The following is a 23268-nucleotide window of genomic DNA, read 5'->3' as shown; positions in this document are numbered from 1 at the left end:
CCCAATTTTACTTTGATTAAAAATGTCTCAAGAATCACTCTCAAAACTCAACACTAGTCATATTGATGAAATTTCATTATCCAGGAATGAACCTGAATGGCTCAAAGATTACAGAAAAAATTCATTGTCTATCTATGACAGTCTCCCAATTGAAATGTCTCCACTTTACAACAAATACACTGATGCTAAAAAAATGGATCCTGAGAAAGTATTACTTTCAACATCCACTACTGAAACAGTTCCAAGTTTCTTAAACAAAAGACTAACCGAGTTGGGAAGTGAAACTTGTATTATTCAAATTGGTACAAACGTTCACAAAATCAATATCTCTGATGATTTAAAATCAAAAGGACTTGTTATCTCTTCAATATCTGATGCAATTCAAAACCATTTTGAGCTGGTAAAAAAAGCACTAGAGGCTTCAAACTCAAATGATGATAAATTTACTGCACTAAACAATGCCGCGTTTAATTCTGGAGTCTTTATCCACATCCCCTCGAATCTCATCCTGGAGAAACCAATTCATTTTTTGGCATGTTTGTCTGAAGATGGCAATTCAACCATTGCTCGAAATATTATCTTTGCAGATGAAAATAGCAAAGCTGCCATTGTCCAAGAAATCTATTCTCCTAAAACCGACAAACAACCTGCATATCTTGAATTACTAAATGCCAGTGTTGCTGCAAATGCACAATTAGATGTTACCACTTTGCAACTAATGGATCAGCATACCGTTAACTTTTCTACAAGACGTACTGATTTGGCACAAGATGCTAAAGTAAATTGGTACTCTGGATTGTTTGGTTCCATTTTATCAAGGTACAAGATTGAGTATTTTCTTAATGGTAGTGGTGCATCTGCTAATGATTCTGAAGTAATATTTGGAAATGATGAACAATCATTTGATATACAAACTAATGTTAATCATGAAAGCCCATCTACTGAAGCTAGAGTCGTTGAAAAATCAATTCTTAGAAACAAATCAAAATCTCTTTTCAAAGGAATGATTAGAATTAAAGAACATGCAGCAAAATCAAATTCATTTTTGTCTGGACGTTCTATCCTTTTAGATAAAGATGCAAAATCTGACGCAATTCCGGGATTGGAGATCTTTACAAATGATGTAAAAGCCACACACTCTGCTTCTGTAGCACAAATTGACGAAGAACAAATATTTTATCTTCAAACTAGATGCCTTACTCATGAAGAGGCAGAAAGAACTATTGTTGAAGGATTCTTAGAGCCCCTTTCCAGGAAAATGTCATTCCAAGTAAGAGCATGGATTGCATATCTAATTGAATCTAAATGGGAAAACCGTGAACTCACAATTAACACTGATGCAGAATTAGCCAAGTTTGTTGAAATAGAGGAGACACGTTATAATGAAGACGCAGAGATTGAACAACACTACAAGTATCGGTGATAATTTTGTCAGAATGGGTAAAAGCTTGTAATTTGGAACAGGTGAAAGAAGGACAACTTTTCAGGTTTGTCCATGGTGATAAAAAATTACTACTCGCTAATCTTAAAGGAAAAATTCATGCAACTGATTTAATCTGTACTCATGCTGATGCAGATCTTTCAACAGGTTTTCTTAGTGACGAAGGTGTTCGATGTCCATTACATCTCTCTGTTTTTAATTTGGAGAATGGAAAACCACAAAATCTTCCTGCCGAAATCCCTCTCAAAGTATACAATGTTAAAATAGATGCCAGCGAAATTTACGTGGAGCTTTAAGATATGCAAAGTACTGAATCTTTATTTGAAAATATAAGGAAAGATTTTCCAATACTTGAAAGGACTGTTAGAGATAACAAACAACTTGTTTATCTTGACAATGCTTCAACTACACAAAAACCAAATCAGGTAATTGATGCAATTACTGATTATTACCAGCATCATAACGCAAATATTCACAGAGCAGTTTATGCACTAGCTGAAGAAGCCACTGAGGCCTATGAGGCAACTAGAGATAAAATTGCAAATTTTATCAATATTAAAGATCGTCAAGAAATTATTTTTGTTAGAGGTACTACTGAAGCAATTAATCTTGTTGCTTATTCATGGGGGCGGCCTCATATCAAAGAAGGTGACATTATTGTTACTACTGAATATGAGCATCATAGCAATATCGTTCCATGGCAACTTCTTACACAAGAAAAACATGCCAAATTAGAATACATTGGAATGGATGATAATGGGGAATTGATCTTGGATGATCTTGATAAATATCTTGCAACAGGTAAAGTCAAACTTGTAACATTTAGTTTGATGTCAAATGTTCTTGGAACTATTACTAACTCTGAAAAGATAATTGAAAAATGCAAGGCTGCAGGTGTTCTTACCTTAATTGATGGTGCCCAGGCAGTGCCTCACATGAAAGTTGATATTGAAAAATTAGGATGTGACTTTTTTGCGTTTTCTGGGCATAAGATGCTAGGTCCAACAGGAATTGGTGTTTTATGGGTTAGAAAATCTGTCTTGGAAACAATGATTCCATTCCATGGAGGTGGCGATATGATCAGAGAAGTTCACAAGTATGAAACTACTTGGAATGATTTGCCATACAAATTTGAAGCGGGAACTCCAAACATTGCAGATGTAATTGGGTTTGGAGCTGCAATTGATTATCTTACAAAAATTGGAATGGACAACATACGAGAACATGAAATTGAGTTAACAAAATATGCTCTAGAAAAATTATCTGCAGTTAAAGGACTTCATATCTATGGTACACAAGACATGTCAAAACGTGGTGGTGTTATTTCCTTTAATTTTGCAGATGTTCACCCGCATGATGTAGCTCAAATTATTGATGAGGAGGGAATCGCAGTTCGTTCTGGACATCACTGTGCCCAAGTGTTAATGGAGCGCCTAAACGTTGCAGCTACATCGAGGGCAAGTTTTTACATTTACAATACTAAGGAGGATGTTGACATTCTTGTAAATTCATTAAATATTGTAGCGAAGGTGTTCAAATTATGAGTGGCAATGCAGACATTTATCATGAAATGATTGTGGATTACTCTAGAAATCCGATCAACTATGGAGAAATTGAAAATCCTGATGTCACTTTTCATGATTCAAATCCACTATGTGGTGATAGCATAGACATTGACATGAAAATTGATGAGAACAAAATCAGCGATATCAAATTTCATGGAAAAGGATGTGCAATTTGCATGGCCTGCTCTTCGGTATTAACTGAAATTACAAAAGGTAAAACTCTTGATGAAGCAAGAGCAATTGAGAAAAATGATGTCTTGAGTGAACTTGGTCTTGAACATCTCCAGGCTGTTCGTATAAAATGTGCCTTGCTTTCTCTTAAGGTACTAAAATCTGCCCTTTACACATACATTGGAAAACATCTGGAAGATACTTCTGATGTAGATAAACTAAAAGAAGAGGCAGCAAATCTGTACTAGTATGAGTGATTTTACTCCCACCATCCCAATCTCATTACAAATTCGAAAAATAATTTTTGAAAAATTCAATGATCCTGATGGTAAATTTACAAACGATGAAATTTTTGAAATCATAAAAGAAAATGGTGATCTTGATCCTTCTTGGATAGTTGATGATACTGAATCTTTTTTTAATGAACTTTGTGATTCAGGTCTTGTAAGAAATATTGCTCAGAATTTTACCACAATATGGATGAAGCTATTTGATCCTGTAGAAAAGTTTCATTGTAATTCGTGTAACCATGATGTTCATCTTGGAATATCTGAAGAAAGAATCTGTCCAAACACTTCTTGTAAATCTTCTATTTAGATCTGTATTTTGTTGCTGCATCTTCAAGAGCTTTGATCATTGGTAATTTTTCTCCTGTGAGATAAAGCACTAATGCACCACCTGCAGTACTTATATGATCAATTTTTTCCGCCAATCCTAATTTTTTTAGAACTGAAGTTAAATGTCCTCCACTCACAATTGTAGTTGCCATTGAGTTTGCAACTGAATCAAGTAATGCTTTTGTTCCATAACTGAAATTTTCTTTTTCAAAAAATCCTGCAGGTCCACTGATAAAGACAGTTCCTGCGCCTGCAATCAATTTTGAATAATACTCTACTGTTTTTGGACCCAAATCATAAATTTTATCTGTTTTGGCAATCTCTCTTACATCCATCTCCACTCTTGCACCATCCTTGTCAATTGCAATATCTACTGGAGTGGCAAACACATCTGGATATTCACCTATTAACGCATGAGCTTTTGATACGACTTCGTCTTCTCTTTTAATTCCTAGGGGAGATTTGATTCTGGCCTGAGCGCGCATAAACACATTAGCAATTACTCCTGTTAGCAAAACATGATCTGCTCTTCCGTTCTGAATCAATAATTTGATCGCCTCTAATCTGTCTGGAACTTTGGAGCCTCCAAGAACTATAACATGCGGTGCCTTGGCTACGGTCATAATTTCATCTAGATTTTTTACTTCTCTTTCTACTATTCTTCCTGCACATGCAGGTAAAACTTGTGGAAATCCCACAATTGATGGGTGTGATCTGTGAGCACTGGGAAATGAATCTAAAACACAAAGATCAAACAATTTAGATAAACGCGTAACCATGATTGTCTTTGCAGCATTTTCTGGTGTAAATTCGTAATTTTCCTCTGCACATAATCTTAGATTATCTAACAATAGGATTTCTCCATCGTGTAAATTTCTAATTGCATTTTGTGCAGCTTCTCCAATCGTGTCTTCCACATATTTTATTTTTTTACCCATTAATTTCTCAAGAACTTTTGCATGTTTGTCCATCCCTGTATAATCATCGTTTCCGACTCTACCTTGATGTGATGCAACAACCACTTTGGCTTCTTTGAGTGATTGCAAAGTTTCAATTGCTTCTTCAATTCTTTTGGTACCTGAAATTTCCATTGAATCTGGATCTATTGGGCAATTCATGTCGACTCTCAAAAAAACAGTCTTGCCTTTTAAGTCAAAATCATCTAGTGTGAGTACCTTCACGACTTTTCTATTATGCACTTGGTTAAATTCTTTGAGCCGATCATAATTATTTTGGCTAATTTATTTACAATCTGTGATTTACACTTCTAAAGATTTTCTGTCGATAAAAATTAAAAGCAACATACTCGAGGTCTAGTTAATTGCAAAATTGGATTTTTGATATTAGGTCACGTTCCTTTGTGCTGTTTACACTATTGTTTCTTATTCTTACTGGTTTAGTTTATTCTGGAATTACTGAAATCTTTGATCAAGAAGTTGTTTTATTTTTCTCCGAACATGTCGGAGATTCGACCCTTGACATCATTATGCAATACATTACAGAAAGTGGAGAGGTTTTTTGGATGTTGGGATTTGGAATTCTAATGTTATTAATTCCAAAAACTCGTAGGATTGGGATTACTCTGATGATCCTGATTGTTATTTCCACCCTTCTTACAGGATATATCAAATGTGGGGTGGATAGAGATAGGCCTGATTTTGAGTATGAGGGGGCCCCGTTTCCAGTACCAATCAGTAAAGATACTTTTGCATTATTCTGTGAGGGTGGATTTGATGCATCATATCCCTCTGGACATGCTGCAAGATCTATGATTTTCGCGATAATATTGGGGTATGCACTTTCAGAGAGGTTTCCACGTGGAGCATATCTGATGTTCTTGTATCCAGCTATGATCTCCATTAGTAGAATCTATGTTTTGCAACACTATCCAATGGATGTACTTGGCGGTATTGTTATCGGAGTAATGCTTGCTGGAGTTATGGCAAAAAGAACAAAACTTTACAAAATTTTTGATAAATCAAAAACCTAACTCTGTCAATGCAGCATTACTGATCAAAACTATTGCATAATGTTCATCATCGTGATGATATGTCCAATATCTGATGTCTCGAATTTCATTTTTTTGTCTGAGTCCATGTGTTACTCCCGTTGTTACTGTATATCCAATTCTTTTAGCAATTTTTGATTCTTTTGGCATGAGAACTTTGAACCCTTCTTTCCTTTTTTTAAATCCGATTTTTATCATATCTTCAACTGCCTCTATAGCATTTTTTTCATCTTTTAGATCATATGTCTTTGATATCGGTAAGTCTTTTGGATGAAAATCCATACTTTTACTTAATTCTCTTAACTAATATTTTTTAAAAAATGGCTTTTGCGATCAAAGTTAGTTAATTTTCTTAACTGGTAAGTCAAATCCTGATTATATTAACAACTTAACCGACTCTTTTTGTTTGATTTTATCATTGGCATCATTAGAAAAATTAGTAATTCAATTGCAAAAAAAGAAACAAGAAGCAACCAAGCTAAGAAAACAAGCTGAAAAACAATTAAAAGAAAATCGTTCTACTGAAAAACGATCTTCTTCTGGTCTACACACAATTGATAAAAAAATTGAATCTGAACGAGAAGATGTTTCTGATGTATCTACAGTACTTACACAAAAAACCTCTCAGTTGGAGAGTATTGACAGACTAGTGACTGCAGCACAGGAAAAACTGTCTAGCGAAAAAGAGGCACTTGAATTGGTTCAACAGGAAATCGAATTTGCTGAAAATCCTGAAGAAAAACAGAATGCTGAGACCAGATTGCGCTCATTAAATGATCATATTCAAGAATTAGAAACTGAGATTAAAAATAGACAAAAAACAGCTAAAAAAATCTCTGATGAAGTTGCCAATTATTCTGATGTAAAATCAAAAATTGACTCTAAAATTAAAAAACAATTCCAATCAAAACCAACATTACGTGAAACCATGACTGCAAGTCGTAAGGCTGCTCAAAAACTCGAAAAAGAATTAGAAAGACGAATCAAAACAGAAGAATCTGCCAAAAATGCATTAGAAAAGACATCTTCAAAATTACGTGAACTTTTGGCAAAAAAACGCCTCTCTTCTAAAAAGAAACCAGCAAGAAAGATTGCAGCTAAAAAGAAACCAGCAAGAAAGACTGCAGCTAAAAAGAAACCAGCAAGAAAGACTGCAGCTAAAAAGAAACCAGCAAGAAAGACTGCAGCTAAAAAGAAACCAGCAAGAAAGATTGCAGCTAAAAAGAAACCAGCAAGAAAGACTGCAGCTAAAAAGAAACCAGCAAGAAAGATTGCAGCTAAAAAGAAACCAGCAAGAAAGATTGCAGCTAAAAAGAAACCAGCAAGAAAGATTGCAGCTAAAAAGAAACCAGCAAAGAAATCTAAACGATAAATTCCTTATTACAATTTTTTAAAACAAAAATTTGTTTGTTTTATCATGTGCTTCTAAAAAAACTCGGATCCGTTATTTCTGTAATTGCATTGATTTACTTTTAGGACCTTGAATACTCCTGTTAGATAATTAGGCATGAATTAGGGCTAACATCCATAGAATTTTATCCTCTTTCTAAGATGAATCATACAATCTTGTATTAGTTCATTTTTCTCAAATTCTGACAAAAGAACAAACGATTCATAATCCTTGTTAGACCAACTCAAAAACAAGTCTAATGTTTTCTTGTATGTTTGGAAAGTTCTTTTTGATTTGCAAAAATTTTCAAAAAGAATGTAACATCTAGGGGTAGAATCCATGTATTTTCTTTTCTGATATGTGTGAAAAGTTATCACCATTTTCTATAGACATACCTAGAATCTATAATTCTAGGAATTTATTATGAAAAAATGTAAAATTATTGAGGATTTATTTCCATTTGACCAAATTTGCCTTTGGTTAGGGATACTTCACCTTTAAACTCATTTGTATATCCGTTTGTGATAACAACAGTATCTCCAACATTGACTGCCTTGATATCGTCTCCCCACAAAGTGAGCTTCATTTGGTCATCTTCTGTTTCACCGTTAGCAATTATTGCATCACAGACATCCACTGTTCCTCCACTTTTGAGATTTACAGTTCTTGGATCTCCTTTGCTTTTTACTTGGGCGTTTACATTAACTCCACTTCGCATTTTTTTTGCTTGTGAAATTGGTATGAATTCTGTCATGTAATTTTGAATCGAATTAGCACGATTATAAGCTTTCTCAAAAAATAATGAAAATTCAGATCACTGTTCTGTTTTTCTATAATAGTAATCGAGAAATATTGGTGTTTACTCAATCTCAGTGCAGAGGTATCGAAGCCCGGTCAACCGAGAGGGACTCAAGATCTTCATAATAGGAAATCCCTTCTCTCAGGAGTTCGTGGGTTCAAATCCCACCCTCTGCATTTCATTAATTCATGAATATTGTCAGAAAAATTATGCAACTAGTGCTTTAACTTTGGTTGTAGAATGTCTTGATATTTTTTTATGCATTTCAGCTAATTCTTCGTCCTTGAAAGATAGGTTGCATCTAAAACATTTCCAAACCATCTCGGACATATACAGTGTAGTCACAAATTGCTTATAAAGATATTGCATGATTGATCCAAATTGTTAGAAAACATGATCATTGTTTTGAAAAACTTGTAATTCTTTTAATTTTTTAGATCATTATAAAATTTTTTTATGACTAAGTGCTGATCCAAGGGTTTAGAAACAAAAAAAGAGATAGAATTTTTGAAAGAACTTGGATATTTTTGAAATTTTTAGTGAATATTCATATTTTGGAATTTTTCTTGTGTTGATTGGAGTAAATACTGCTCCTATTCTGATGCCTCCGAGTTGGATTGTTTTGACCTCATTTTATCTTCTAGACCCCAGCTTGAATGTTTTTTTTCTTGCAATGGTGGGTGCTTCTGGTGCCACTCTTGGTAGATTTTTTCTCAAAAAAATCAGTGGGTTATTCCGAAAATTTGTTGGAGAAGAGCAGAAAACCAATCTTGACATAATTGGTGATTACTTGAATCGAAAAAAATACGGCTATGTGATTGCATCTTTTCTATTTGGAGCCACACCTCTTCCAAGCAATATGCTGTTCATCGCCTATGGGTTAATGCGTGCCAAGAGCATAAGTATCTATGCAGGGTTCTGGTTTGGTAGAACAATTTCTTATGTCCTAATGATTTATTTTGGTGATGCTGTTTTGAGACCCTTTTTTGAAATCTTTGAAGATCGTCTAACTGGAATTCTGTTAATTGATGGTGCAGGAATTGGGGCCATCATTTTATTTGCGTCTATTAATTGGACTGTTTTAATAACTCAGAAAAAAATAAAATTTGTAAAACCAAAAATTTGGAGAATCTAAATGTCCGTACTTGATTTATTAAAAGATGAAGTAAAACAAAGAATTGAAAATGATTCTGCACATGATTTTGATCACATTATGAGAGTTTACAAAAATGCTCAAAAAATCTGCAAAAAAGAAAAAGCAAATGAAAAACTTGTTTTAAGTGCCGCTTTATTACATGATTTGATATCTTATCCAAAATCTGACAAGCGTTCTAAAATGTCTTCGATTGCGAGTGCAAAAAAATCTAAAACTATTTTAAAAAAATATGGTTTCTCAACTGAAGAAATTGCAATAATTTCTAATGCAATCAGAGATCATAGTTTCTCGCAAAATAAAATTCCATCTAGCATTGAAGGAAAAATTCTTCAAGATGCAGATAGATTAGATGCGTTGGGTGCAATTGGACTTGCTCGAGTTTTTGCAACTGGCGGTTCCTTAAAACGTCCATTTTATAATCCAAATGATCCTTTTTGTAAACAAAGAATACCTGATGATTCAATATGGACCATAGATCATTTCTTTAAAAAATTATTCAAACTGGAATCTTTAATGAATACAAAATCAGGCAAAATAGAAGCAAAGAAGAGGACTATTATCTTAAAGGATTTTTTAAAACAACTAAAACATGAGATTTAGCCATAATCCACATATCTATCATATCTAGTTTCAACTTCTTTGTTTTCTCCTGATTTTATCTTCTCATATTCTTGATTTTTTCTAAATTCTATGTATTTGATAATGTCTAGAAATCCCTCTTCTTTTGGATAAGATTCAAAAACTGGTTCTATTTTTCTTAAAAATTCTAGTGTCTTTTCTCTGTATTCGTCTCTTGTAGGCTTTTTGATTCCTTTCATTCTGAACCATATTACTGCCCAACTCGAGCCTATAACATGTGGCAATAAATCAAATGCTCTTTGAATCTCAAAACGCTCGTCGTTTCTCATGCCTCTTGAAGAAATCTTGCAGCAGATTTTGCAAAATATGTTACTATCATGTCTGCTCCTGCTCTTTTAATTGAGTATAGTATTTCCTCTGTGATGTCTTTTTCATTCACATATCCTAGTTGTGATGCAGCTTTTACCAAAGCATATTCTCCAGAAACACTGTATGCAGCAACTGGGATGTTGAATTTTTTTCTAGTTTCTGCTATTAAATCTAAATAGGATAATGCTGGTTTTATCATCACAATATCTACTCCTTCATTGATGTCTGTCTCAACTTCCATCATTGCTTCTCTTGCATTTGTATATGGAACTTGGTATGTTTTTCTGTCTCCGAATTTTGGTGCACATTCTGCTGCATCTCTAAATGGTGAATAAAAGTTTGAACGATGTTTAGCTGAATGAGACATTATTGAAACATCTGTAAATCCTTCATCATCAAGCGCTTTTCTAATTGCAGCAACTTGACCGTCCATCATTGCTGATGGTGATACTGTATCTACACCTGCTTTTGCTTGGCTAACAGCTATTTTTACAAGTGTATCTAAACTGGTGTCGTTATCAATTTTGTCTCCTTGAATAATTCCACAATGTCCAGTAGATGTGAATTGGCATAGACAAACATCTGACATTATCACTATTTTATCGCCAAAATTTTTCCTAATCTGAGATATTGCCTTTTGAACAATTCCATTATCGTCAAATGCTGAAGTGCCTGCTTCATCTTTTTGAGTTGGGATGCCGAAAAGCATGATTGCAGGAATCCCTAAATCGCTAATTGTTCCTACCTCATCGTTTATGTCTTTTAATGGAAGCCTTTCGATTTCTGACATTGATTCTACATTTACTCTTGTTTTTAGTTCTTCTTGAACAAATACTGGGCAAATGAAATCTTTTGGAGATAATGTGGTCTGTTGAATCAATTCTCTCATCTTTTCAGATGTTCTTAGTCTGCGAAGGCGTCTTGCAGGAAATGACATGATGAAATTCTCTTTGGCTAAAATATAATTCTAGTCTGCCTGGTTTTGTTTTTTATAGTCAAATAACTTGCTTGCCAATTCTAAAACATCTGGTTTTCCTTGCTCAGATGCTTTTCTAATGTTATTCATAGGTATTGACACAATACTTTCTACTACTGCTTTTGTTAATTCTTCAATAATCTTGATTTTTTTCTCGTCCTTTTCATCAAGCATTTGAAGAGCTTTTTGGAACTCTTTTTCTCGTAGATTCTCTATGTTCTTGAATACGTCTTTCACTAGTGGTTCTGCATCTAATCTTTTCATTGAGGCTTCTAATACGGAAACTTCCTCATTAATTATATTTTCAACTGTTTTTACTTTGTTTAATCGTGCATTCATATTTTTTTCAACCATTTCTGCAATTTGATCTAGATTCATCAATTTAATCCCTCCAATTGTTGCAACTTTTTCATCAACTGTTCTTGGATTTGATAAATCTAAAATCATTATTCCTCCTTTCTTGTTTTTCATTGCTTCAGTTATTCTTTCGTTTGTTACAAGAAAATATGGTGCTGTTGTTGCAACAAAAATCACATCATAATTATAAAATCCTAAAAGAACCTCTTCAAACTTTATTGGATTTCCACCCATTGTTTCACAAAATGTCTCTGATCTTCCAAGTGTTCTACTAGTCACATCAAATGTATATCCTCTTCTCTGTAATGATTTTGCAACAAGCGTAGATACTTCCCCTGTTCCAATTAACAAAACTTTTTTTGTTTTTAATTCATCAATATTCTCTTCTGCAAGTTTTACCGCCATGGATCCAACCGATATTCCGCCTGCACCAATTCCACTTGTATTTCTAATTCTTGTACCTATTCTTATTGCCTTATCAAATAGTGTGTTAAGATGCTGACCTGATGCTTTTGTTTCTCTAGCTGAAGTAATGGAGTTTTTTATTTGACCTAAGATCTGCTCTTCGCCTAATACCATTGAATCTAATCCTGATGTTAATTTTAACAAATGATGTAAAGCTTCCTTGTTTTCAACGCATTCCATATTTTCATCAAATGCTTCTTCCTCAATCCCCGTAATTGCTGCCCACGTTTTCTTGATTTTGTCTATGTCATATGTTTTTGATTTACCAAATAACTCTATTCTGTTACATGTTTGAATAATTACACATTCATCTAATCCTGAATGTTTTTTGAATTGATCATATGCACTTTCCATGTTTTTTATTGTAAATCGTTCAAGAATGTGAATTGGTGAATTACGAAAAGTAACACGTGCATTGATTATATTTTGATTCATTTCCAATTTCTCAATATTGTAATTGCTCGCTTTTCAGCTTTTTTTATTTGCCCGTCTTTTATTAACTGATCAATCTCATTATCATTCATGATTTTATGTAAGCACTCTTTTCTCTGTGTTGGGATGGAAATTGATTCCTTTGCAATTTTTCTTACGATCTTTTGAATTTTTATATGAGATATGTCTTCTTTTGTAATTATATTTTTTAATGCTTTTTCTAATTTGTCTTTAATTTTCTTTGACATTGCAGGACTTTGCCCTCCTGTAAATATTGCAATCTGAACCATCTTATTAAAATCAATAATTGCCGGGTTTGAAAAGTCACTCTCATCTGGATTATCGGAACTATATGCAATGATTTTTTTCTTTTTTGCTTCATTGATTATTTTTTGATTTACTTTTTTGTCATTTGTTGTTGTAATAATCATATGTGGATTAAGAGTCGAAATAAATTTTATGTCTTGAATTTTTTGTTTTTTTAATTTTATTTTATTGTCTTTTGCCAGTTTCCTAATTTTCGAATTTACAGTATCGCTAATTACTAGTATGTTGCAATTTTGTTTTAATAATGAATTGATTCTTTTTTCAGCCTCATTTCCTCCTCCTATAACAATTATTCTTTTATTTTGTATATTAAGATCAACTATCATCGATCAAAGGGACTTGAGTTTCTATTTATGTATTAAAAATCATTGAATTCCTTCTAGCTACATTTTTAATTGAATGAGCAAAATATTGACTTGATGACCTCGATGAACGAATCTGATAAAGAACTTTTAAATGAGATTCAATGGACTTTTCCACTTGTTACAAGACCTTTTGATGCAATTGCTAAAAAATTTAACACCACACCGAAACTCATCAAAGAGCGTCTAAACCATCTAAAGGAAATTGGTGTTCTGAGACAACTAAGTGCAATTTTTGATACTCGAAAACTTGGATATACCAGTTCTTTGGTTGCAATGGAAATTGAAGATGATAAACTAGAATATGTTGCAAGTCAAATTAATCGCCATCCTGGCGTCAGTCATAACTATGAACGCGATCATGAGTTTAACCTTTGGTTCACTTTGGCAGTTCCTCCTGGTTCTGACTTGAAAGAAGAGCTTGATAAATTCAATGTCCTTAAAGGAATCAAAAAAGTAAGAATGCTTCCTACATTACAATTGTTTAAGATTGGTGTAAAGCTAGACATGGTTGATGATAAAAAACATGAAGTTGCACCAACAGAAGAGAAAAAAGAAATTAAAAATATCAAATTCAATCCTACTGAAGAAGATAAAAATTTTATTCGTGAATTACAAAAAGATATGGAAATCATTGATGAACCCTTTGTAAAATCTGCCAAAAATCTTGGAATTACTGAAGCAGAATTATTTGAAAAAATGAAATACTATGAAGAGATTGGTGTGATGAGAAGATTTGCAGCAATCTTAAGACATAGGCAAGTTGGATTTACTGCAAATGGTATGATTGTTTGGAAAGTACCTGAAGATAAAATTTCAAAAGTTGGAGAAACTTTGGGATCATTTCCTCAGGTAAGTCATTGTTATGAACGTCCCACATATTCTGATTGGCCTTATAATGTATTTTCAATGATTCATTGTAAAACCCATGATGAGGCAAACGAAATGGCAAAAACAATTCAGAAACAAATTCATGTTGATGATTACAAAATTCTCTTCAGCTCTCGTGAATTCAAAAAAACACGTGTAGAATACTTTGTCGAAAATTCATTTAGTTTGGCAGAAAAAGTGCCTGCTTCCTAAATCTCATTTTCATCGTGTCCAACTATGTGAATAGTGCAAAAATACTGATCATTCATGTTGCAATAATATTCTGAATTTTCACCGCATGAATTACAGGGAGGAGTTTCATCTAGTTCTGAGAGTTTTGTATGATAAATTCTACTTCTGCTAGAAATGCTGGAATCCTTATAGATTCTAGTTAAATTTGAATAGTATTCTAATTCTCCGGGATTTAAGGGCTCCTCATTTTTGATTTTTTTAATTATTGGTTTCCATTTTTTATATTGCCCAATTTTGCCAAGTCTCATCTTTTCTATTGTTTCTAAAGTTTTTTTTGAATCGATTGGAATGTCCATATGTTAATTAGTTTGCTTGGGGTGTTGCCTTTAATTCATAAGATGGCCACGAATTATACAACTCTTCGATCTCTTTCATGTCTGATGCCGGAATGTAGCCTCCTTTTGTCATTTCTACATAATTCACTATCTCTTCTTCACTAACTACTGTTGGAAAGACAGATGCAAACCCTTTCTTTGACATGATAAACTTCATAGATAGTTCTGTAATTGTTAGTCCATTTCTTTCTGCAATGGGTCGTAAGATCTCCACTTTTTCTAGCGATGCTTTAATCCATTCTCCTTTTCTTACGGATCTGTGGTCTTTCTCATTGATTTTAGTATCTGCATTTACTTTACCTGTAAGAATTCCTGATGCTTCTGGTACTCTCACGAGAATCCCTACGTTTTTTTCTTCTGCTTTTCTCATCAATTCATTTCCTGGTGTTTGTTCTAAAATATTGTAAACTGTTTGAACTGCACTTACATTTGGCCTCTCCATTGCTTCTAGACCTTCTTGTGTCCATCCAATTGCAGGACCCAGTGCAACTTGGTATGTCTTTATCGTTTCATTTTCTATGAAACTATCTAATACATTAAAAATTGAATCATCTCTAATGTGTTTTAATTTTGGATTATGTAGACCATACATGTCGAGATGATCTGTTTGTAATCTTTCTAAACTATCTCTTAATGCTTTTCGAGTAAAATCTTCATCAAATCTCTGAGGAAGCTCACTATGTCCGATCTGTTCTACCTCTGAAAAATCATATCCGTATTTCGTAGAAATTACAATTTCATCTCTCATGTCCTTGAAAACTTCTCCAATTAGTCTCTCACTTTTTCCTTTACCATACATGTCTCCCGTTTCAAAGAAGTTAATCCCTAAATCATATGCCTTTTTGAGCATCCTTTTTGCTTCGTCTTCTTCAATTTTTTTACCCCACCAATCTAGTGCTATGGACCATGCGCCAAATCCTAACTCTGATACTTTGATGTCTGTTTTTCCTAGTTTATTGTAATTCAATTTTTACCCACTCTAGTTTTGAGTTTGATATTATATATTTCAAAACCATTTCCTCGTTTGAAATTTCATCATTTATGTTTATCCAAGATTTGCAGAGGTGATATCTTGATTTTTAAACGGAAATTTACTTGTATTGTGAAAAATTCCTTCAAATGGTTAACCCAAACTTGAGATTAATGGCACAATGTCTTTTTTAACACATACTATCATGGGGATGTCATTTTTAACATATGTGGACACCTGAGTCTCTCTTAACTCCATAATGAGATCCTGAAAATCTCTAATGTTGTCTACTTCAAAGGCTAACATGAAATCTTCATCATGTATTCCAAACGAATATGTTGTGTTGAGAATTACTTGGGGGAATTTCTTGCTGACTTCTATATGTTCATTCATTATTTCCTGACGTTTCTCTTTTGGAAGTAGATACCATTCTCTGGTCTTTGTAAATGGATAAACAATAACATGTTTTTTCGGTTCATTTCCTGTAACAAATCCATGTGTTTTTTGTTCTTGTACATAAATTGATGGTCTTGTGCATGACAAATATGTTCTAGATGGAAGAATATATTTTCCAAAAACAGTCTTGTAAATTTTTTCAATTACCATCTGGATTTCTTCAACTGATTTTGCTGCAAACCAAAACAAAAAGTCTGCATCATCTCTTAATCCTAAATTAGAATATGATCTAAACATTATGCCTGAATTATTAATTACATTTTCAACTTCTTTTGCAGATTCTTCTTTTGCCAAATCGGCCATCCATCTCCATTTAGGATCAACTTTGAAAAATGAGAAATTAAAATAATATTGATTATGTTCTTCTGACATGTTTTTTACAATTTTGAAACCCTATTTAAACAAAAACTAGATTATCTATTGTAGAATCTCGATAATTTTCTCTTGTGATTTGTGGCCTGATTTGATTTGAACTAGACTTGTGGATATGCCAAAATGTTTTGCAATTTTTTTGATTATCTCTTTGTTTGCTTCACCCTTGAATGGTTTTGATTTTATCCCTATTTTGATTTGATTTTCATTTATTTCTAAAAATTCTTTAGAAAATGTAACATGTACTTTGTAAATCAATATGTCTTTGATAAAATTTATAGGTTAAATTTGATTATGCAGGTTGTTCTAATACCCAATCATATCCCTCTGCTTCTAGTTTGTCTGCAAGGGATGCATCACCTGTTTTTAGAACTTGACCTCTGGCAAAAACATGAACAAAATCTAGTTTATCTAAGAATTTCAATATTCTGGCGTAGTGAGTAATTACAATTACTGTTGCATCTTTTCCTGAAACTTTGCTTATTGCTTGTGCTACTGCTTGAACTGCATCAATATCTAATCCTGAATCTGGTTCATCTAAAATTGAAATTTTTGGCTTTAGTACTGCCATTTGTAAAACCTCTGCACGTTTTTTCTCTCCGCCAGAGAATCCTTCATTGAGATATCTTGATAGAAATTCTTCTTTTAATCCAACTTTTTCTAGGTTCTCTTTTAGATATTTTTGAAATTCTCTAACTGTGATGAATACTTCTCTGTCGTCACCTTCGAGTGCTTTGCTCAAAGAATTGTATGCTGTTCTTAGAAAATGAGAAAATCCTACACCCGAAACTTCGGTTGGATACTGGAATCCTAAGAATAATCCTTTCTTTGCTCTTTCATCTGCTGATAATTCTAAAATGCTCTCACCATCTAACAAAATGTCTCCTTTAGTCACTTCATATTTTGGATGTGCAAGTAATGTGTAAGCTAGCGTACTTTTACCAGAACCATTTGGCCCCATAATGGCATGTACTTCTCCTGGTCCTGTCTTTAGATTCACACCTTTGAGAATTTCTTTTCCTTCTCGTGAAACATGAAGATCTTTGATTTCTAATACTGCCATGACGCACATTCCTCTGATTCTCTATATAATACCGACGAAATTTAGCTGATCCTAATAGGATTTTTTAATAAAATGAAAAGAGGGGGGGGGGTTTAATATTTGGCCAGAGATGGTCTTAAAGTAATTTTGAGTTTGTAGCATGTTAGAATTTCTTTACATCTATTTCTGATAGTGACTTCTGTTACTCCTGCAATACTTGAAACGTCTCTTTGTAGAACATTTTGTCCAAGTAATACCGATGCAACATATAGATATGCTGCCGCAATTCCATTTGGAGCTTTTCCATCTGCAATGCTGCTATCTTTTGTTTTTTCTGCAATTTCCAAGGCTAGCCTTTCAACTCTAACCTCCGTTTGTGTCATGTTTGCTATCTTTGAGATGTATTTGTCCATGGTTACAACTGGGGCTGTTAAATGCCCCATTTCCATTACCATGGTTCTATAGTATCTTGCTGCAAGTTTTGTTTTAGATTTTACATCTTTTGGTGGACAAACTCCGCGACAAATTTCTTCTAGTGATCTTACTACATCACATTGTTTGCATGCCATGTAAATTGTAGCTGCCGTTATGCTAACTACTGATTTTCCCTTCACATCAACATGTCCGTCCAAGTTTCTGTATATCATAGAAGCAGTTTCCAACACATTTTTTGAAAGATTAAGACTGTCGCATGTTTCTCCCATTTTTGTTAATACATTTGCAAGTCTTCTCTCTTTTGGTGAGGAAACTCTAACTCTTTGTTGCCACTTTCTGAGATTGTGCATTTGATTTGCAACTTCACGGTTGATTGTTTTTCCGCTAAAGTCTTTTGCACTGATTGAAATCTCAGTAGTTATTCCCAAATCATGTTGGGAATAAGTTGTTTGTCCCGTAGCTCTTGCTAATTTCATTTTGTCTTCGAAATTTGAGCTAATAGTTTCTGGACCATAATCTGATATCTGATCATCGACTACTACGCCGCAACCAGAACAGATGATTTCACCATTCTGCATGTCGTCTACTAATGTAGATTTACATTCAGGACAGTTTTGTTTTTCTAGTATGTTCATTATTTTCTTCTCCTAAATTTTTTTGGTTTATTGACAGGAGATTGCTCTGTTGCGTAAACGCTTTTACCAATGTATTTTTTTATACTATTCGTTAATGGCGTAGCTGATGCATATGGCCTACTTACTGGACCAATCATTTCGTTTACTTTTGCAACTCTAGTTCCTTTCTCGTCACAGAGTATTTGTCCTTCAACTAATTCTTTAGATAGTTGAATGATTACCCTGCCACTACCGGCTAGGTGCATTATTTCGCCTACCTCCTGCAATTAAGAATAGTAATTATCATATTCTTATCATAGACTTCTGTCAACTTTACTTTAGCTAAGAGCTAGATTTGATTTTATCTTGTTTGTTTGCTTCTTTTTGACACTAGTTTTTCTGAAATTTTGTTTAAAATTTTTGTCTTAGAAGATTCTTTTGGTAAAATAACATACCCTGATCTGACAAATGGCCGTTTAGGAAATCTCACTTTGTCGTTAGACTCTGTAATTTCAAATCCTGCATCTTTTGTTGCATCCATCAATTCTTTTAGTGAAGGATCAAAAACACATTTTTCCAATCCCACCCGTCTGCCTTTTGATTTTTTTAAATTCTTGTTGAAATAATCCAACCAGATTACGATGTGTTCGTAATCTTTCATTTTATTCCTTTAGTAAAATTGCGTTAACTATTCCTGTTTGCCCTGGTTTTGAAACAACTTTACATTTTCCTTCTTGTGTTTCAAGTATTGCACCTTTTGTAATGATGCCTCGTCTTTTGTAATCATTGTTTGTAGTATTATCTAATACTTTGATAATTTTTGTTTTCTTTACTTTAGCATCCCCTGTTGCTAGATTGACAAAATCAACTGATTTCAATGCTGTTTTTCTATTATTTCCACGAACTCTTCTTGTAATAGATATTTGAGCTGCATTGATAGGTTCATTTGGATATCTGTCAATTTCATATTTTCTTCTAATTCTTAATGGATGTCTTCTTCCTCCAGTAATTTTACTTGTTGCTAAATTCTCTACGGATTTTCTCACAAAAACTTGACTAAATTACTCTAATTTATACAAAACGCAAAAAACTAGCCGTGATCACTTTTTCTTAAATTAGTTTTGTACTATTTGGGGTGTGGGATTTGTATGACTCATACTTGCCGTTTTTCTAACTTTGGAAAACAGTCTTTGTTTAAGATCTTCTACATCTCCTTGAATGCCAAAATATTTTTGGAATTTCTCTGTTGTACTGTAAATTTTTAATCGCCCAACATTTTGATGGTTGATGTAATCTAACTGTCGTAGTTCCTTTAGATGTGAATAAACACCCGAACCTCTTGTTTCAACAAGTTGTTTTGATGAGATTGGTTGCATATATGCAATATATGATAATGTTTTCAGTGTTGCATTTGGAAGTACTGGTTTTGATGCATATCTTTTAACCGTTGAACTATACTCTGGTTTTAGTTGCATTACATATGATCCGTCTGGAAGAATTACTACTTCAAGTGCTTTGAATGTGTTCTTTGTTTTTTTCATAATAGTATCGAGCAATTCTAGTGTTTTTGTCCTAGATTCCGTGCCTGATGCTTTGATTATATCTTCTACTCTTAGTGGTCTTCCTGATGAATATAATGCAGCCTCTATTCTTGCAGTTGCCTCATTCATATCTTCAATTTTGGTCAATCCCACATTATCTCCTCTAAAATATAGTTAAAGAACTCTTTTCTCCATTTTTGATTAGTTTGTTAATTCTTCTTTTATTATGATGATTTTTATATCATCGCCAATTTGCTCAAGATCTACTTTTTGGTCTCTTGCCAGAAACAATATTGCAAAGAAGCATCTGATTGAATCGACTTGATCTAACTCTGAAATGATGTCTTGCAGTAATCCAAATCCTGTCAATGAAATTTTTTTCATAACCAAGTCTTCGTATTTTCCTATTATGCTTTCAAGTGAAATGAAATATTCTTGAAAATCAGGAGCTACGATTGGCTCAATATCTAATTGTCTGTTTCTTCTTGATTGAGGATTTGCAATTGTTCCTATCAAATTTTGTAGTAATCCTAACAAGTCATCTAATGAAACTGGATAAGTCGATTCATGTCTATATGGGATATCGATTAACTCTATATCCACATCTGTTCTTTGGTACATTGGTTTTTTCTCCATTGCTGCTTTTTGTAACGCAAAAATACTTTCAACTTTCATTCTGTAAATCAACGATGATGATAATGCTGCCATTCCTGCTACTTTTAGATCCTTTTTGCCTGTTTTTTCAAGAATTTTTATTAATAAATTTAAAATTTGAATAAGATCAATTTCCCATACATCTTTTTTTGCAACAGATGATGGACTAAATAAGATGTTTACAGGTTCTTGAGAAATGCTGTTTGGAGTTTGCGCTTCGCTCACGTAGTAGTTTTCTTACTTATTCAATAATATCTTAGGGCTCTATTTTTTTCTCACTTCCAGTCAACTCTTATATTGTTCAGAAAAAAAACCCCTTTGTGAAATCAGCTAGAATTACAGGCCCAAACGAGCCTCTTGCAGTATCTGAATCTGATACTCCAAAGCCTCACGGAAGTCAAGTTCTTCTAAAGGTAAAATCTGTAGGTGTATGTCACAGTGATTTGCACTTGTGGGAAGGTGGGTATGATCTAGGTGATGGACAATTTATGAAAGTTACAGATAGAGGTGTAAAATATCCTGTAACTCCTGGGCATGAAATTGTTGGAACTGTTGAAGATCTAGGAGACGATGTGTCTGGGATTTCCAAAGGAGATGACGTTCTAGTTTTTCCATGGATTGGATGTGGGGAATGCCCTGCATGTAAAGTTGGAAATGAAAACCTATGTGATGCTCCACGATCAATGGGTGTTTTTCAAGATGGTGGTTATTCTGATTATGCTTTGATTCCAAATTTTAAATATTTAGCTAAGCTTGATGGCGTTGATCCTGATTCTGCAACTTCACTTGCATGTTCTGGACTTACTGCATACAATGCTGTTAAAAAAGCAAATGAAAATTCCCCTGAATTTCTACTAATTATCGGTGCTGGTGGTCTAGGGTTAATGGCAATACAAATTGCAAAAGCCATAACAAAAGCAAAAATTATCTGCATTGATAATGATGATAAAAAATTTGATACTGCAAAAAAGATGGGAGCTGACTTTGTTGTTAATACTAACGTATCAGGTTCTCTTTCTAGCGGAACCGGAAGTCCAGTTGATAAAATAATTTCAATTTGTAATGGAAAGGGAGCTGACAGTGTTATTGATTTTGTTAATGCTCCACAAACTGTTAGAACCGCATTAGGTGTTATTAGAAAAAGAGGAAATATAGTTTTAGTTGGCTTGTTTGGTGGTTCCCTTGAGGTATCTCTTGTCACAATCCCTCTCAAATCTATTGTTATTCAGGGAGCTTATACTGGAAATTACACTGATATGGTAGAACTGCTTGATCTTGCAAGAAAGGGAATAATCAATCCCATGATTTCAAAAAGATACAAACTTGATGAAGCGAATACTGCTTTAGAGGATCTAAAGGCAAGGAAAATTGTTGGTCGTGCTGTAATTAACCCCTAGTTTGAAAGAATACTACAAAATCTTATAAAATAAAAAAATTGGATATGGATATTGAATACTAAAATAAATTGTGAAATTGCCCTTACTCATCTAAAGAATAAACAGTTCATAACAGCGCATAACCTGTTCCTTGATCAAGCAGAATCCTTAAAAAAATCCGAGTATTTGAAATCCGCTTTATTGTTTATGTTAGCAGCTGAATGCAAAAAAAGGCAGGGGAAAGAATCTGAAAATGAAATCCAAGAAGCTGGAAATTTGTTTGTAAAATATTCAAAATTAGAAAATTCTCCAAATATGCGAGGCGCGTTACTTTGTGCTTCAAAATGTTTTTTGTTACAGGGGGAATTTGACAAAGCAAAGGATGCATATCAAAAAGCAAAAGTTATGATTCCAACAAAAATTCATGTTACGAGACCTATTGTTATCATCGATGATAGTAAAGCAATTTCAATGAAATTACAAAACTATGTTGAAAAATTAGGTTACAATGAAATTCATATTTTTGAAAATGGAAAAGATGCAATCAAAGGATGCAAAAAACTTTATTCTGAAAATAAATCTCCTATAGTTCTTCTTGATATGGGATTGCCTGATCTTGAAGGTGATGTTGTTGCATCAAAATTACTCAAGGAAAATCTACATTTGCAAATTATAGTCATTACTGCAGATGAAAAAAACACATCTAGAGTAAACAAGACAATTAGTTCAGGAGTATCTGCATTTATTCAAAAACCATTCACTCTCGATGAACTCAAAAAATCTATAGATATTACAGAATCAGAATACTCTCTACTACAATAACAACAATGACATATTTAGAATATTTACGTCCTTGATATCTACTTCATTAATTCTATAATCAATTAATTCGTCTGAAAACTTTTCAACAATTTTTTGCGCTGGATTTGATTTTTCTGAATTCAATTGCATGATGACTAACATATTCCATTCGCCATTCATATTGGCAACAAGGAGATAATTATCTAATTTTGTGATAAAATCTTTGATGGAGTCCTTTACTGCTTCAAGGGATTTTGAAGGTTTGATTTTCATTAAAACTACTTGATATTCATTAATTCCTGATACGTCTGTTAGAACCGCTTTGTATCCCTTAATTATTCCACTTTTTTCGAGTCTCTCTATTCTTTTTCGAATTGTTCTATCTGAAACATCATGACCCGACTTTTTTAATTCTGATGCAATTTCTTTTGACGGTGTTCTTGCATTACTGTTTAAAATCTCTATAATTTTTTGATCAACTTTATCTAGATTTGACCATGCATCTTCACTCATACCGAGCAAAAGTTCTAATGCCT

Annotated in this window: 32 protein-coding genes and 1 tRNA gene; 13 read left to right on the top strand and 20 right to left on the bottom strand. The window is 33.4% G+C overall.

Annotated elements, in window-relative coordinates; all coding sequences use genetic code 11:
• Positions 1-22 precede the first annotated feature (22 nt).
• From sufD to K5783_RS09950, 5 genes are read left to right on the top strand one after another with little or no spacing between them, the layout of a single operon-like run.
• Entirely contained in the window at positions 23-1423 is a 1401-nt protein-coding gene (gene sufD / locus K5783_RS09970) for a Fe-S cluster assembly protein SufD (protein WP_297474106.1), read from the top strand.
• Between the two features lie 5 nt (positions 1424-1428).
• Positions 1429-1737: a non-heme iron oxygenase ferredoxin subunit gene (locus K5783_RS09965; protein WP_366939186.1), complete on the top strand. Its 309-nt coding sequence runs from the start codon at positions 1429-1431 to the stop codon at positions 1735-1737.
• Positions 1738-1740: 3 nt separating this feature from the next.
• Positions 1741-2985 (top strand): cysteine desulfurase, encoded by a 1245-nt coding sequence (locus K5783_RS09960; RefSeq protein ID WP_297474103.1) that lies wholly within the window; start codon positions 1741-1743, stop codon positions 2983-2985.
• Positions 2982-3425: an iron-sulfur cluster assembly scaffold protein gene (locus K5783_RS09955; protein ID WP_109876282.1), complete on the top strand. Its 444-nt coding sequence runs from the start codon at positions 2982-2984 to the stop codon at positions 3423-3425. Before K5783_RS09960 ends, K5783_RS09955 begins: the two co-directional genes overlap by 4 nt.
• Position 3426: 1 nt before the next feature.
• Positions 3427-3774, top strand: a complete 348-nt coding sequence (locus K5783_RS09950; protein WP_297474100.1) for a hypothetical protein — start codon at positions 3427-3429, stop codon at positions 3772-3774.
• Here the strand turns inward: K5783_RS09950 and pgk are convergent.
• Positions 3767-4975 (bottom strand): phosphoglycerate kinase, encoded by a 1209-nt coding sequence (gene pgk, locus K5783_RS09945; RefSeq protein WP_297474099.1) that lies wholly within the window; start codon positions 4973-4975, stop codon positions 3767-3769. The genes K5783_RS09950 and pgk overlap by 8 nt on opposite strands.
• Before the next feature lie 140 nt (positions 4976-5115).
• Between pgk and K5783_RS09940 the strand changes: the two genes are divergently transcribed.
• Positions 5116-5784: a phosphatase PAP2 family protein gene (locus K5783_RS09940; protein ID WP_297474098.1), complete on the top strand. Its 669-nt coding sequence runs from the start codon at positions 5116-5118 to the stop codon at positions 5782-5784.
• Here K5783_RS09940 and K5783_RS09935 read toward each other — a convergent pair.
• Entirely contained in the window at positions 5773-6084 is a 312-nt protein-coding gene (locus K5783_RS09935; RefSeq protein WP_297474095.1) for a hypothetical protein, read from the bottom strand. The two genes, K5783_RS09940 and K5783_RS09935, sit on opposite strands and share 12 nt — an antisense overlap.
• A gap of 124 nt (positions 6085-6208) precedes the next feature.
• Between K5783_RS09935 and K5783_RS09930 the strand changes: the two genes are divergently transcribed.
• On the top strand, positions 6209-7174 hold the full coding sequence (locus tag K5783_RS09930; RefSeq protein WP_297474094.1) for an ATPase V: 966 nt from the start codon (positions 6209-6211) through the stop codon (positions 7172-7174).
• A gap of 457 nt (positions 7175-7631) precedes the next feature.
• On the opposite strand, the gene K5783_RS09925 is transcribed toward K5783_RS09930, so the two are convergent.
• On the bottom strand, positions 7632-7946 hold the full coding sequence (locus K5783_RS09925) for a DNA-binding protein (RefSeq protein ID WP_109876240.1): 315 nt from the start codon (positions 7944-7946) through the stop codon (positions 7632-7634).
• 120 nt (positions 7947-8066) lie between these two features.
• Here K5783_RS09925 and K5783_RS09920 point away from each other — a divergent pair.
• Positions 8067-8167 (top strand) — tRNA-Leu (locus K5783_RS09920).
• Positions 8168-8198: 31 nt separating this feature from the next.
• On the opposite strand, the gene K5783_RS09915 is transcribed toward K5783_RS09920, so the two are convergent.
• Positions 8199-8321 carry a hypothetical protein gene (locus K5783_RS09915; protein WP_297474093.1) on the bottom strand — a complete coding sequence of 41 codons (123 nt, stop codon included), beginning with the start codon at positions 8319-8321 and terminating at the stop codon, positions 8199-8201.
• A 187-nt stretch (positions 8322-8508) separates the two neighbouring features.
• On the opposite strand from K5783_RS09915, the gene K5783_RS09910 reads away from it, so the two are divergent.
• Together K5783_RS09910 and K5783_RS09905 are read left to right on the top strand one after the other, a co-directional pair.
• Positions 8509-9126 carry a hypothetical protein gene (locus K5783_RS09910; RefSeq protein ID WP_297474091.1) on the top strand — a complete coding sequence of 206 codons (618 nt, stop codon included), beginning with the start codon at positions 8509-8511 and terminating at the stop codon, positions 9124-9126.
• Positions 9127-9747, top strand: a complete 621-nt coding sequence (locus K5783_RS09905) for an HD domain-containing protein (protein WP_297474090.1) — start codon at positions 9127-9129, stop codon at positions 9745-9747. It begins immediately after the preceding gene.
• Here the strand turns inward: K5783_RS09905 and K5783_RS09900 are convergent.
• The 4 genes from K5783_RS09900 to K5783_RS09885 are packed head-to-tail and all read right to left on the bottom strand — an operon-like array spanning position 9744 to position 12978.
• Positions 9744-10055 (bottom strand): hypothetical protein, encoded by a 312-nt coding sequence (locus tag K5783_RS09900; protein ID WP_297474088.1) that lies wholly within the window; start codon positions 10053-10055, stop codon positions 9744-9746. The two genes, K5783_RS09905 and K5783_RS09900, sit on opposite strands and share 4 nt — an antisense overlap.
• Positions 10052-11032, bottom strand: a complete 981-nt coding sequence (hemB, locus tag K5783_RS09895; protein WP_297474087.1) for a porphobilinogen synthase — start codon at positions 11030-11032, stop codon at positions 10052-10054. Before hemB ends, K5783_RS09900 begins: the two co-directional genes overlap by 4 nt.
• 30 nt (positions 11033-11062) lie before the next feature.
• Entirely contained in the window at positions 11063-12328 is a 1266-nt protein-coding gene (gene hemA / locus K5783_RS09890) for a glutamyl-tRNA reductase (protein ID WP_297474085.1), read from the bottom strand.
• Positions 12325-12978: a bifunctional precorrin-2 dehydrogenase/sirohydrochlorin ferrochelatase gene (locus K5783_RS09885; protein WP_297474083.1), complete on the bottom strand. Its 654-nt coding sequence runs from the start codon at positions 12976-12978 to the stop codon at positions 12325-12327. The genes hemA and K5783_RS09885 overlap by 4 nt, the downstream gene beginning before the upstream one ends.
• 102 nt (positions 12979-13080) lie before the next feature.
• Here K5783_RS09885 and K5783_RS09880 point away from each other — a divergent pair, with 102 nt between their 5' ends.
• The gene (locus tag K5783_RS09880) at positions 13081-14097 is read left to right on the top strand and encodes an Lrp/AsnC family transcriptional regulator (protein ID WP_297474082.1); all 1017 of its coding nucleotides are present in this window, start codon (positions 13081-13083) and stop codon (positions 14095-14097) included.
• Here the strand turns inward: K5783_RS09880 and K5783_RS09875 are convergent.
• The 11 genes from K5783_RS09875 to K5783_RS09825 form a co-directional block, all read right to left on the bottom strand.
• Positions 14094-14432 (bottom strand): hypothetical protein, encoded by a 339-nt coding sequence (locus K5783_RS09875; protein WP_297474081.1) that lies wholly within the window; start codon positions 14430-14432, stop codon positions 14094-14096. The two genes, K5783_RS09880 and K5783_RS09875, sit on opposite strands and share 4 nt — an antisense overlap.
• A gap of 7 nt (positions 14433-14439) precedes the next feature.
• Positions 14440-15438: an aldo/keto reductase gene (locus K5783_RS09870; protein WP_297474079.1), complete on the bottom strand. Its 999-nt coding sequence runs from the start codon at positions 15436-15438 to the stop codon at positions 14440-14442.
• 156 nt (positions 15439-15594) lie between these two features.
• Positions 15595-16269 carry a chlorite dismutase family protein gene (locus K5783_RS09865; protein ID WP_297474077.1) on the bottom strand — a complete coding sequence of 225 codons (675 nt, stop codon included), beginning with the start codon at positions 16267-16269 and terminating at the stop codon, positions 15595-15597.
• A 45-nt stretch (positions 16270-16314) separates the two neighbouring features.
• Entirely contained in the window at positions 16315-16527 is a 213-nt protein-coding gene (locus tag K5783_RS09860; RefSeq protein ID WP_297474075.1) for a DUF167 domain-containing protein, read from the bottom strand.
• 34 nt (positions 16528-16561) lie between these two features.
• Positions 16562-17332: a Fe-S cluster assembly ATPase SufC gene (sufC, locus tag K5783_RS09855; protein WP_297474074.1), complete on the bottom strand. Its 771-nt coding sequence runs from the start codon at positions 17330-17332 to the stop codon at positions 16562-16564.
• Between the two features lie 92 nt (positions 17333-17424).
• A complete protein-coding gene (locus tag K5783_RS09850; protein ID WP_109876227.1) occupies positions 17425-18381 on the bottom strand; it encodes a TFIIB-type zinc ribbon-containing protein in 957 nt (318 codons plus the stop codon).
• Complete coding sequence (locus K5783_RS09845) at positions 18381-18647, bottom strand: H/ACA ribonucleoprotein complex subunit GAR1 (protein WP_082051999.1); 267 nt, start codon at positions 18645-18647, stop codon at positions 18381-18383. Before K5783_RS09845 ends, K5783_RS09850 begins: the two co-directional genes overlap by 1 nt.
• A gap of 74 nt (positions 18648-18721) precedes the next feature.
• The gene (locus K5783_RS09840) at positions 18722-19021 is read right to left on the bottom strand and encodes a signal recognition particle subunit SRP19/SEC65 family protein (RefSeq protein ID WP_109876225.1); all 300 of its coding nucleotides are present in this window, start codon (positions 19019-19021) and stop codon (positions 18722-18724) included.
• Position 19022: 1 nt separating this feature from the next.
• Complete coding sequence (locus K5783_RS09835; RefSeq protein WP_297474072.1) at positions 19023-19406, bottom strand: 30S ribosomal protein S8e; 384 nt, start codon at positions 19404-19406, stop codon at positions 19023-19025.
• Between the two features lie 69 nt (positions 19407-19475).
• Positions 19476-20048, bottom strand: coding sequence for an SMC-Scp complex subunit ScpB (locus K5783_RS09830; protein WP_366939190.1), 573 nt, complete (start codon positions 20046-20048; stop codon positions 19476-19478).
• A 54-nt stretch (positions 20049-20102) separates the two neighbouring features.
• The gene (locus tag K5783_RS09825) at positions 20103-20780 is read right to left on the bottom strand and encodes a chromosome segregation protein ScpA (RefSeq protein WP_297474069.1); all 678 of its coding nucleotides are present in this window, start codon (positions 20778-20780) and stop codon (positions 20103-20105) included.
• Positions 20781-20875: 95 nt separating this feature from the next.
• Here K5783_RS09825 and K5783_RS09820 point away from each other — a divergent pair, with 95 nt between their 5' ends.
• A complete protein-coding gene (locus tag K5783_RS09820) occupies positions 20876-21952 on the top strand; it encodes an alcohol dehydrogenase (protein ID WP_297474067.1) in 1077 nt (358 codons plus the stop codon).
• A 51-nt stretch (positions 21953-22003) separates the two neighbouring features.
• On the top strand, positions 22004-22753 hold the full coding sequence (locus tag K5783_RS09815) for a response regulator (RefSeq protein WP_297474066.1): 750 nt from the start codon (positions 22004-22006) through the stop codon (positions 22751-22753).
• Here the strand turns inward: K5783_RS09815 and K5783_RS09810 are convergent.
• Positions 22745-23245, bottom strand: coding sequence for an AsnC family transcriptional regulator (locus K5783_RS09810; protein WP_109876219.1), 501 nt, complete (start codon positions 23243-23245; stop codon positions 22745-22747). The genes K5783_RS09815 and K5783_RS09810 overlap by 9 nt on opposite strands.
• Positions 23246-23268 lie beyond the last annotated feature (23 nt).

The sequence above is a fragment of the Nitrosopumilus sp. genome, assembly GCF_025699125.1.
Taxonomy (GTDB): domain Archaea; phylum Thermoproteota; class Nitrososphaeria; order Nitrososphaerales; family Nitrosopumilaceae; genus Nitrosopumilus.
Note: the sequence above shows the minus strand (reverse complement) of the source record. Positions and strands in the feature narration are given on the sequence as shown.

What these genes read in the sequence shown, in the direction of transcription:
- sufD (WP_297474106.1), top strand. Translation starts at nt 23, where the DNA reads ATGTCTCAAGAATCACTCTCAAAACTCAACACTAGTCATATTGATGAA.
- K5783_RS09960 (WP_297474103.1), top strand. Translation starts at nt 1,741, where the DNA reads ATGCAAAGTACTGAATCTTTATTTGAAAATATAAGGAAAGATTTTCCA.
- K5783_RS09955 (WP_109876282.1), top strand. Translation starts at nt 2,982, where the DNA reads ATGAGTGGCAATGCAGACATTTATCATGAAATGATTGTGGATTACTCT.
- K5783_RS09950 (WP_297474100.1), top strand. Translation starts at nt 3,427, where the DNA reads ATGAGTGATTTTACTCCCACCATCCCAATCTCATTACAAATTCGAAAA.
- K5783_RS09935 (WP_297474095.1), bottom strand. Translation starts at nt 6,084, where the DNA reads ATGGATTTTCATCCAAAAGACTTACCGATATCAAAGACATATGATCTA.
- K5783_RS09925 (WP_109876240.1), bottom strand. Translation starts at nt 7,946, where the DNA reads ATGACAGAATTCATACCAATTTCACAAGCAAAAAAAATGCGAAGTGGA.
- K5783_RS09915 (WP_297474093.1), bottom strand. Translation starts at nt 8,321, where the DNA reads ATGTCCGAGATGGTTTGGAAATGTTTTAGATGCAACCTATCTTTCAAG.
- K5783_RS09905 (WP_297474090.1), top strand. Translation starts at nt 9,127, where the DNA reads ATGTCCGTACTTGATTTATTAAAAGATGAAGTAAAACAAAGAATTGAA.
- K5783_RS09900 (WP_297474088.1), bottom strand. Translation starts at nt 10,055, where the DNA reads ATGAGAAACGACGAGCGTTTTGAGATTCAAAGAGCATTTGATTTATTG.
- hemB (WP_297474087.1), bottom strand. Translation starts at nt 11,032, where the DNA reads ATGTCATTTCCTGCAAGACGCCTTCGCAGACTAAGAACATCTGAAAAG.
- hemA (WP_297474085.1), bottom strand. Translation starts at nt 12,328, where the DNA reads ATGAATCAAAATATAATCAATGCACGTGTTACTTTTCGTAATTCACCA.
- K5783_RS09885 (WP_297474083.1), bottom strand. Translation starts at nt 12,978, where the DNA reads ATGATAGTTGATCTTAATATACAAAATAAAAGAATAATTGTTATAGGA.
- K5783_RS09880 (WP_297474082.1), top strand. Translation starts at nt 13,081, where the DNA reads ATGAACGAATCTGATAAAGAACTTTTAAATGAGATTCAATGGACTTTT.
- K5783_RS09875 (WP_297474081.1), bottom strand. Translation starts at nt 14,432, where the DNA reads ATGGACATTCCAATCGATTCAAAAAAAACTTTAGAAACAATAGAAAAG.
- K5783_RS09865 (WP_297474077.1), bottom strand. Translation starts at nt 16,269, where the DNA reads ATGTCAGAAGAACATAATCAATATTATTTTAATTTCTCATTTTTCAAA.
- sufC (WP_297474074.1), bottom strand. Translation starts at nt 17,332, where the DNA reads ATGGCAGTATTAGAAATCAAAGATCTTCATGTTTCACGAGAAGGAAAA.
- K5783_RS09850 (WP_109876227.1), bottom strand. Translation starts at nt 18,381, where the DNA reads ATGAACATACTAGAAAAACAAAACTGTCCTGAATGTAAATCTACATTA.
- K5783_RS09840 (WP_109876225.1), bottom strand. Translation starts at nt 19,021, where the DNA reads ATGAAAGATTACGAACACATCGTAATCTGGTTGGATTATTTCAACAAG.
- K5783_RS09810 (WP_109876219.1), bottom strand. Translation starts at nt 23,245, where the DNA reads ATGAGTGAAGATGCATGGTCAAATCTAGATAAAGTTGATCAAAAAATT.